Annotated in this window: 1 protein-coding gene; it reads left to right on the forward strand. The window is 43.6% G+C overall.

Annotation, left to right across the window (positions count from 1 at the left end):
- Positions 1-635 precede the first annotated feature (635 nt).
- Positions 636-2,453, forward strand: a complete 1,818-nt coding sequence (locus ACT3QP_RS14570; protein WP_444525996.1) for an aminopeptidase P family protein — start codon at positions 636-638, stop codon at positions 2,451-2,453.
- Positions 2,454-2,588 lie beyond the last annotated feature (135 nt).

Genomic DNA, 2,588 nt, shown 5'->3' on the forward strand with positions numbered 1-2,588 from the left:
GTGTCTGCTGACAAGATTGAAGGATTACCAGGTCTGTTTACGACCATGACCATCTTTTTGGTGGTCACCGCGGTAGTATTATTGATACTCGCAAAACCCATCAATAAAATGCTTCGAGACAGTGAGCGTGAAAAACAGTTGGTCAAGTAATAAACTGGGGCGTGTCCTCAATTCAATCGATAGTTATCTAAATGAGTTAAAAATGGCTAAATCTTGGCAAACAGCGTCAAATAGCTGACTAATATCTCGATATTATCTGCGCTATGTTCCTTGTTTGACTGCTATTTATCTCATTTTTATCATCATTTTTGAAATGAGGACACGCCCTAGACTGAGACACATTGGTCAATCATAACAGCATGAATGACGTATGATTAGACGTGTTACCATCGTCGGTAGCACGTTTTTCGTTATTTGATAGAGTTTGCTTTTTAATCAAGCTGATTTTTAATCAAACTGCTTTTCATTGCACTATCTCACCTCTAGCTATTGAAAGCTTACTGTTTGCCCAAACATCTATTACTATCTCTTCATAACATGTGCTTATAAATTTATTTGCTAAGCCATACGATCAATTACATGCGATGAAACATGCATAGTAGCCACATAATAAGATACTCATAAGGATGATATTAATGAATAAAAAATCTATAAAAGAACGTATTGATAGCCTGCGCAGCGCATTGGTTGAGCAAGATTTAACCGCTATCATCGTGCCAACAGCCGATCCGCATTTGTCTGAGTATCTGCCTGAATATTGGCAGGCGCGCGAGTGGTTGTCAGGGTTTACGGGTTCAGTCGGCACCTTGGTCGTCACGGCGGATTTTGCAGGATTATGGACAGACAGCCGTTATTGGGTACATGCAGCCGAGCAATTAGCAGACACGGGCATCAGTTTACAAAAGCTGGCACCCAAACAACCCAACCATATCGACTGGTTGGCTGAGCATTTGCAAGAAGGCGACAGCGTGGCAGTAGATGGGTATGTATTGTCTATCGCTGAGCAAGATCGCTTACTAAACGCATTTGACGTTGACGATATTACCTTGATTACTGAGCGTGATGTGCTGGCCAGTATTTGGACAGACCGTCCTGCGTTACCTAATGCTAAGCTGTATGTGCATGAAGCGCCGTTTGTGGCTCAATCCGCTGCCTCAAAGTTGGCTGACGTCCGTACCGGCATCGAACAAGCAGGCGCGACCCATCATTTATTATCAAGCCTCGACGACATCGCATGGCTAACTAACCTACGCGGCGCCGATGTAGACTATAATCCTGTGTTTTTATCACATATGCTAATTAGCGCAGATCAGGCCATATTGTTTGTCGATAATAATAAAGTTAGTGCTGATATTGCAAAAGCATTAAGCGAGAGCGGCATCACACTGGCCGATTACGAATCTGTTCAAGATGCTTTGGCAGCATTAACACCTGACGATTTATTGCTACTAGACCCAAGCAAAGTAGCGGTCGGTACGTTATCGAAAATGGTTGATGATGTTGGCTTTATTGAACAAATGGCGCCCAGCACATTGCTCAAATCAGTAAAGTCTGAGGCTGACATTGATCACGTACGTGAGGCCATGCGTCAAGATGGTGCGGCACTGTGTGAGTTTTTTAGTACCTTTGAGCAGCGTTTAGCAAACGGTGAGCGCTTAAGTGAGCTGGATGTAGATAGCATGCTCATTGATGCGCGCAGTCAGCAGCCGCATTACGTATCACCCAGTTTTCCTACCATTGCTGGTTTTAATGAGAATGGTGCATTGCCGCATTACCGCGCGACACCAGAAAATTTTAGCTATTTGGAGGTGAGCGAAGGCGAAGGCGGATTGCTACTGATTGATTCAGGCGGACAGTATCAAAACGGTACTACTGACATTACGCGTGTGGTTGGTATTGGGCAAGTAAGTTCTGAGCACAAACGTGACTTTACCATAGTGCTAAAAGCCCATATTGCTTTAGCCAGTGCTCATTTTCCTGAGGGTATCTCATCACCTACTATCGATGCGATCTGCCGTGCGCCATTGTGGCAAGCACAAATGGACTACGGACATGGTACGGGTCATGGCGTTGGTTATTTTTTGAATGTGCATGAAGGCCCACAAGGTATTTCCTATAGCGCGCCTAATACTAAAGAGCGGGCAATGAAAACTAATATGATTACCAGTAATGAGCCGGGGCTATACCGTGAAGGTAAGTGGGGTATTCGTATTGAAAATTTAGTAGTAAGCAAACCAGTTGCTAACCCGACTGAGACTGATTTTGGTAAGTTCCTACACTTTGAAACAGTAACCTACTGCCCAATTGATACCCGTTTGATTGATAAGTCATTGTTAGATAGTACAGAGATAGAGTGGTTAAATAGCTATCATCAGAGCGTTTATGCGGAGCTACATAACCGCGTAACAGGTGAGGCGCTTAACTGGCTAACTGAGCGTACTAAAGCGATTTAAGATATATAGTCGAACTGCTCTTAAAGTGTTACGGCGTTAGACTGGCTCAGCCTCCTACTGTAGTACCAAGCTAGTCTGCCTTGTGCCGTTTTTAACATTGATTGACTGTAGTAATGACATTGGTTTTGAATAAAT

Source organism: Psychrobacter sp. AOP7-B1-24 (assembly GCF_052376215.1).
GTDB lineage: Bacteria > Pseudomonadota > Gammaproteobacteria > Pseudomonadales > Moraxellaceae > Psychrobacter.

Excerpts from the sequence above, each read along its gene's own strand:
- ACT3QP_RS14570 (WP_444525996.1), top strand. The coding sequence starts at position 636 with ATGAATAAAAAATCTATAAAAGAACGTATTGATAGCCTGCGCAGCGCA.